This is a genomic window from Actinokineospora sp. (genome assembly GCF_050699995.1).
Lineage (GTDB): Bacteria > Actinomycetota > Actinomycetes > Mycobacteriales > Pseudonocardiaceae > Actinokineospora.
Genome location: NZ_JBOHGC010000004.1, coordinates 1 through 6,187, shown reverse-complemented (window position 1 = coordinate 6,187; position 6,187 = coordinate 1). Strand labels below are relative to the sequence as shown.

Sequence of the window (6,187 nt, the reverse complement as noted above, 5' to 3'; positions counted from 1 at the left end):
GGCAGCAACGACAACCTGTTCTCGCAGAATAAGCAGAACGAGCCGGGGGTTGCGGTGAACCCGGTCAACCCGCTGATCCTCGCGGCAGGCGCCAACGACAACATCGACATGGAAGCCTGCAACGCCGGTGACGACCGCACCTGCCCCTTCACCCCGGGTGTCGGCCTCTCGGGGGTCCAGTTCTCGACCAACGGCGGCATCTCCTGGACGCAGCCGACCTACACCGGCTACTCGGCACGCGTGACGCCGAGCTGCCTCGGCCAGCCGGACGTCACGGTCGGTCAGCCGCCCGCCGGTGACACCGGCTGCGTGCCCGACCCGGCGGGGCCGATCGGCACGCTGCCGAACTACACCGAGAACGGCATGGTCTCCAACGGCGACCCGGAACTCGTCTTCGGTCCGGCACCGGATGAGAACGGCGATTTCTCCTGGGCGAACGGGCAGCGGCTGTACTACGCGAACATCGCCACCCCGTTCCCCGGCAATGCCGGGTTCAGGGGTGCGGGCGCGATCGCGGTGTCGCACACGCTCGACCTCGCCGATGCCATTGCCGGGGACAACGCCGCATGGTCCGACCCGGTGGTCGTCACCCGGCAGAACACGGCGCTGTTCAGCGACAAGGAACAACTGTGGGCCGACAACGCCGAGACAAGCCCGCACTTCGGCAACGTCTACGTCTGCAACGTCGGCTTCCGCGGCACCGCCGGGTCCGAGCCGGTCCTGTTCTCGCGGTCGACCGACGGCGGCGACACCTGGACCGTCCGGCAGCTGAGCGAGGCGACGAACAACAACCAGACCGGCGGGCGGCAGGGCTGCGCGATCCGCACCGACAGCGCGGGCGTTGTCTACGTGATCTGGGAAGGGACGTCCATCCCGTCCGGGCAGGGCGTCTTCTTGCTGGCGCGGTCGTTCAACGGCGGCGCCACCTTCGAGCGGGCACGGCCCATCGTCGCGGTCGAGGGCATCGGCCAGTTCGACCCGGCGCAGGGACGGTTCACCATCGACGGCATCGCTGGGGCGCGCACCAACACCTTCCCGAGCATCGACATCGCCAACGGCGCTCCGTCCGGAGCGGACGCAACTGATCAGATCCTGGTCACTTGGTCCGACGACCGGGCAGGCACGAACGCGGAGCGGGCGTACATCATCTCCTCGACCACGGGCGGTGACACCTTCTCCGGCGTCATGGACGCCAACGACGGCGCCGACCGGGCCAACTTCCCGGCCATCGCCATCTCGCCGGACGGCACGGACGCCTGGCTGGTCTACAACGCCTGGCTGGACCCGTGGCGCAACGAGACCACGTCCCAGCGGCGGGTGCTCGGGGTCGTGCGGCACGCCCAGATCGCCGGCGGCGTCCTCGGCCCGTGGACGACGGTGCTTCGCGGCCCGGACGGCGACGGGCGTGCCGCCAGCGCCAACGGCCTGACCTCGGAGTTCCTCGGCGACTACAACTACGTGGTGGCCACCGATGACGCAGCCACGGCGGTGTGGAACGACATGCGCGACGGCACGGTCTGCCCGGCTGTCAACGCCTACCGGCAGGCGTTCGTCGAGGACGTGCTGGCAGGCGGTGCGGCGCCGATCGTGGCCGACCGGCCGCGGGACCGCGCGTCGGCGGGCGAGTTGCCCGCGGCCCACTCGACCGCGCTGCGACCCGGTCCCAACAACCAGTGCCCGCCCGGCTTCGGCGGTTCGAGTATCTACGGGGGTTCGTTCAGCGACGAAGACTGACCGCCGCATGATCGGCCCGCGGCTGGCGAAGACGATCAGACCTCTTGACCACGCTCGACTTGAGCTGCATCGGCCCGAAACCGTCGACCTTACAGTCGATGTCGTGATCACCCACGCCGTCGACAAGTCGGATGTTGCGGACCTTCGTGCCGACCTTGATCGCCGTCGGGAACCCCTTGACCTTGAGATCCTTCACCACGGTCACGGTGTCCCCGTCAGCGAGCGGGTTGCCGACCGCGTCCTTGATCACCTTGACCGCCTCGGGGACGGCGGGCGTCCACTCGTGGGCGCACTCCGGGCACACCAGCAGCGGGTCCAGCTCGTAGGTGTACTCGCTGCCACAGGCCGGGCACGGCGGCAAGGCGTCACTCATGCGTGCAGGCTAATGCCCGGGTCGGCGGCCCCCGCACGCGTATGCTGATCAACTCCTGAGCCGAAGGGGAGCGCCCGTGACCGAGTTGCTCGTCGCCGCCACCGACGACGAGGTCTGGCCCGGTGTCGACGACCCGGCCCGGCTGCTCGCGTTGCTGAGCGACTGGCTGCTCGGCTACGCCAACCGCGCCACCCGCCACAAGTACGCCGAGTCCCTGGGCCTGCCGGTCAGCGCCGCCGACCTCGACCCGTGGCGGCAACGCCCCGAGATCGCCCACGTCGTGCACGCCTACGCCCACACCCTCGGCATCCCCACCCAGCCACCGGCGAGAGCCGCGAACCGCCCACCCCCGGCCCGGCGCGGGCGGCTGCGCCACCTGCACTGGCTGCGCTGGTGCGGCGCCCGCGGACTCGACCCGCTGGCCGCAAACACCACCCACGTCAAGGAATGGCTCGACGACCTCACCGTCGACGGCGCCGCCAAAGCCACCCGCGACCGGATGCTCGGCACCCTCAAAGCCTTCTACGGCCACCTCGCCGACGAAGGCGTCATCACCGCCAACCCCGCCGCCCTGTCCCGCCGCCGCCTCGCCGTCGCCACCGACCACGACACCACCCGCACCGTCACCCTCACCGCCGAACAGGTCCGCGCCCTCCTCGCCGCCGCGGCCGCCCCACGTCCCGGCCGTGACCGCCTCGGCACCCTGCGCGCCACCGCCGTCGTCGCCCTGTTCACCCTCGGCATTCGCGTGTCCGAACTGTGCGACCTGACCCGCGCCGACCTGCACTCCACCCGCGGCCGCGCCGCCCTGCGCGTGCCCGGCAAAGGCGACAAGCCCCGCGTCGTCTACCTCTCCGGCCTCGCCCAGGACGCCCTCAACGCCTACCTGCACCACCGCGCCACCGACACCGCCCCCGCTGTGCGCGGCCAGGTGAAAGCCGGGACCGAACCACTGATCAGCACCCGCGACGGCAAACCCATGGCCCGCACCGACGTGTGGGCGCTGCTGCGCCGCATCGCCGCCTCCGCCGGACCCGACCTCGCCGACGTCGCCACCCGCATCCACCCCCACGCCCTGCGGCACTTCTACGTCACCGCCGCCGTCGAGGCGGGCGCCGAACTGGTCACCGTGCAGGCAGACGTCGGCCACGCCAGCGTCGACACCACCAACCGCACCTACAACGCCGCCGCTCGCACCCCCGACCGCAGCGCCGTCGACCTCGTCGCCGACGCGATCACCGGAGCTGGCTGAGCAGCAACACCCCGAAGGCGAGCATCGTCGCCGCCACCAGCCCGTCGAGCACCTTCCACGACGCCGGTTTCGCGAAGAACCCGGTGAGCAGCCGCGCGCCGAACCCGAGCGCGGAGAACCAGCACAGGCTGGCCAGCACCGCGCCGACCGCGAACCCCCACCGCAGCGACCCGTGCGCGGCGGCCAGCGACCCCAACAGCAGCACATCGACGTAGACGTGCGGGTTGAGCCACGTCAACGCCACCGCCGTCAGCACCGCGGGACGAGCCGACCCACCCGCGGCGACCAGCACCGACGGCCGCAACGCGCGCCGGGCCGCCATCGCCGCGTAGGTGAGCAGGAACGCGGCGCCGACCAGCGTCAACACCGTCGTCGCCGCGGGCCACGCACCCGCCACCACACCGACCCCAGCCACCCCCAGGGTGATCAGCACCGCGTCGGACCCGGCGCAGATAGCGACGACCACCGGGACCGCGCGCCGTTGGATGCCCTGGCGCAGCACGAACGCGTTCTGGGCGCCGATGGCGACGATGAGCGAGAGTCCCGTGCCGAATCCAGCGGCCACGGCGAACAGAAACGGTTCCATACCCCGAGGCTAGGAACCCGCCTGTCAACAGTCCAGTTCAACATTTTGACGTATCATTAGCGCTCGTGATGCCCGACCTGCCGCTCGACCTGGTTCGCACCCTGCTCGCCGTCGTCGACGAAGGCACCTTCGACGCCGCCGCGGCCGCCCTGCACGTCACCCCGTCCGCGGTCAGCCAACGCGTCAAAGCCCTCGAACAGCGCACCGGCCGGGTCCTGCTCATGCGCACCAAACCCGCCCGCGCCACCGAGTCCGGCGAAGTCGTCGTCCGCTTCGCCCGCCAGCTGCTCCAACTCGAACGCGACACCCTCACCGAACTCGGCCTGCCCGCCGCGGGCGAAGCAGCCCGCCTGTGCATCGCCGTCAACGCCGACTCGCTGTCCACCTGGTTCATCCCCGCCATGACCCGGGTCCCCGACATCCGCTTCGACCTGCACCGCGAAGACGAAGGCCACACCACCGCCCTGCTCCGCGAAGGCCTCGTCATGGCAGCGGTGACCTCCACCCCCGACCCGGTCCTAGGCTGCACGGTCCGCGCCCTCGGCAACATGCGCTACCTACCCTGCGCGAGCCCCACCTTCGCCGCCCGACACCTCGACGGCCCCCTGCCCAACCTGATCGCCGACGCGCCCGTCCTCGTCTTCGACCGCCGCGACCAACTCCAAGACCACTTCGTCGACACCGTCGCCCCCGGCAAGCAAGCCAGTCAGCACCGGCACTACATCCCCTCCTCCGAGGGATTCGTCGACGCCGTCGCCGCCGGACTCGGCTGGGGCATGGTCCCCGAAGTCCAAGCCCGCCCCCGCATCGCCGCGGGCACCCTCACCGACATCGGTCACCCCATCGACGTCCCCCTGTACTGGCAGCAGTGGAAACTGGACTCCCCACCCCTGGCCGCCGCCGCCCAAGCCATCGCCGCGGCCGCCGCCGCCGCCCTAGGGTGACGACCGCATGCTCGGCTCCTTCGAGGACGTCGAAGACCAGGTCCAGGACACCTTCCTGCGCGCCTAGCGCAACGCGACACCTATCCACCCGCCCCGGCACGGGCAACACCGGGCCCGCCGACGCCGCCGCGTTCCTCGCCTCCGACCGCGCGGGCGGGATCACCTCCAGCATCACCAGCGGCCTGGTCGCCGGCTGACCTACCGCGGCAGGCGCTCGGCGACGGGCGCCTGCCGCAGCCACCGGGGGAGCAGCAACGCCACAAAGGCGACCAACCCGGCCACCCCGAACACCTCACCCATCGCCCACACCCCGTACACCGCCAGCGCGGACACCTCGATCCCGATACCCGCCACCGACGTCACCGTCGCGCGCGCCGGGCCCTCGATGCTGTCCTGCAACCGGGCCTCGGCCACCACCAACACCAGCTGGTACAGCCCGTAGAACCCCGCCACCGCGAGCAGACCGGCCGGGGTTCGCAGCACGCCGGACAGCACCAACACCACCACCGCGACACCCAGCAGCACCCCGAGCGTCCGCGTCCGCAACCGGCTGCCGAACCCACCGAGGGCAGCACCGGCCGCACCGGCCAACGGGATCCCCACCATCGCCACCGGCACCAGGCCAGCGGGCACACCCCACGCCAGGGCCATCAGCGGGAAGTACTCCTCGAACGCGTCCAACCCGCCCAGCAGCGCCACCACGATCAGCGCGTGCCGCACCACCCGGTTGTCCGCCGCCTCACGCAGACCCACCTTGAGCATCTCGACATACCCGAGCCCGTCGTCGTCAGCACCCCGCGCGGGTTCCGGGAACCGCGACGCCACCCAGGCGGCCGCCAAACACACCCCAACACGGGGTCCCCGTAGTACCGGAGAAATTTCGGGCGGATATGGCTGGGTAGGCTTCTGAGCTGGGGATCTTCGGGTGCCGGCTGGGAGGCCATGGGTGGCGGCGCAGGTGTTTGCGGACGCGGAGTTGGAGCGTCTACGGGGGTTCCCGGAGATCGGCCGGGAGGAGTTGTTCCGGTTCTTCACCCTCACCCCGGCGGACATCGCCTTCGTGGACCCCGGTCGGGGCCGGGGTCCGGCGGATCGGTTGGGGTTGGCGGTGGCGTTGTGCACGCTGCCCTGGCTGGGGTTCGTGCCGGACAAGGTCACTACGGCGCCGCCGGTCGCGGTGGCCCGGCTGGCCGACCAGCTGAGTGTCGACCCGGCCGAGCTTCGGTCTTACGGTCGCCGGGCGAAGACCCGCACCGAGCATCTGCGGCTGGTGGCTCAGTACCTGGGGTGGCGGGGGC

At 71.2% G+C, this 6,187-nt stretch carries 7 protein-coding genes; 4 read left to right on the top strand and 3 right to left on the bottom strand.

Annotated features, from left to right (window positions below):
* On the top strand, nucleotides 1-1,734 hold a 1,734-nt coding region (locus ACRDSQ_RS00425; RefSeq protein ID WP_431417759.1), incomplete at its 5' end, for a sialidase family protein.
* Here ACRDSQ_RS00425 and ACRDSQ_RS00420 read toward each other — a convergent pair.
* A complete protein-coding gene (locus ACRDSQ_RS00420) occupies nucleotides 1,718-2,107 on the bottom strand; it encodes a zinc ribbon domain-containing protein YjdM (RefSeq protein ID WP_431417756.1) in 390 nt (129 codons plus the stop codon). The genes ACRDSQ_RS00425 and ACRDSQ_RS00420 overlap by 17 nt on opposite strands.
* 76 nt (nucleotides 2,108-2,183) lie before the next feature.
* On the opposite strand from ACRDSQ_RS00420, the gene ACRDSQ_RS00415 reads away from it, so the two are divergent.
* Nucleotides 2,184-3,359: a tyrosine-type recombinase/integrase gene (locus ACRDSQ_RS00415; protein ID WP_431417753.1), complete on the top strand. Its 1,176-nt coding sequence runs from the start codon at nucleotides 2,184-2,186 to the stop codon at nucleotides 3,357-3,359.
* On the opposite strand, the gene ACRDSQ_RS00410 is transcribed toward ACRDSQ_RS00415, so the two are convergent.
* Nucleotides 3,343-3,945 (bottom strand): LysE/ArgO family amino acid transporter, encoded by a 603-nt coding sequence (locus ACRDSQ_RS00410; protein ID WP_431417752.1) that lies wholly within the window; start codon nucleotides 3,943-3,945, stop codon nucleotides 3,343-3,345. The two genes, ACRDSQ_RS00415 and ACRDSQ_RS00410, sit on opposite strands and share 17 nt — an antisense overlap.
* Nucleotides 3,946-4,013: 68 nt before the next feature.
* Here ACRDSQ_RS00410 and ACRDSQ_RS00405 point away from each other — a divergent pair, with 68 nt between their 5' ends.
* Complete coding sequence (locus ACRDSQ_RS00405) at nucleotides 4,014-4,889, top strand: LysR family transcriptional regulator ArgP (RefSeq protein ID WP_431417763.1); 876 nt, start codon at nucleotides 4,014-4,016, stop codon at nucleotides 4,887-4,889.
* Between the two features lie 198 nt (nucleotides 4,890-5,087).
* Here the strand turns inward: ACRDSQ_RS00405 and ACRDSQ_RS00400 are convergent, their stop codons facing one another.
* A complete protein-coding gene (locus ACRDSQ_RS00400) occupies nucleotides 5,088-5,729 on the bottom strand; it encodes a hypothetical protein (protein ID WP_431417751.1) in 642 nt (213 codons plus the stop codon).
* A 118-nt stretch (nucleotides 5,730-5,847) separates the two neighbouring features.
* On the opposite strand from ACRDSQ_RS00400, the gene ACRDSQ_RS00395 reads away from it, so the two are divergent.
* Nucleotides 5,848-6,187: DUF4158 domain-containing protein (locus tag ACRDSQ_RS00395; RefSeq protein ID WP_431417761.1), on the top strand; the 340-nt coding region annotated here is incomplete at its 3' end.

Excerpts from the sequence above, each read along its gene's own strand:
- ACRDSQ_RS00420 (WP_431417756.1), bottom strand. The coding sequence starts at position 2,107 with ATGAGTGACGCCTTGCCGCCGTGCCCGGCCTGTGGCAGCGAGTACACC.
- ACRDSQ_RS00410 (WP_431417752.1), bottom strand. The coding sequence starts at position 3,945 with ATGGAACCGTTTCTGTTCGCCGTGGCCGCTGGATTCGGCACGGGACTC.
- ACRDSQ_RS00405 (WP_431417763.1), top strand. The coding sequence starts at position 4,014 with ATGCCCGACCTGCCGCTCGACCTGGTTCGCACCCTGCTCGCCGTCGTC.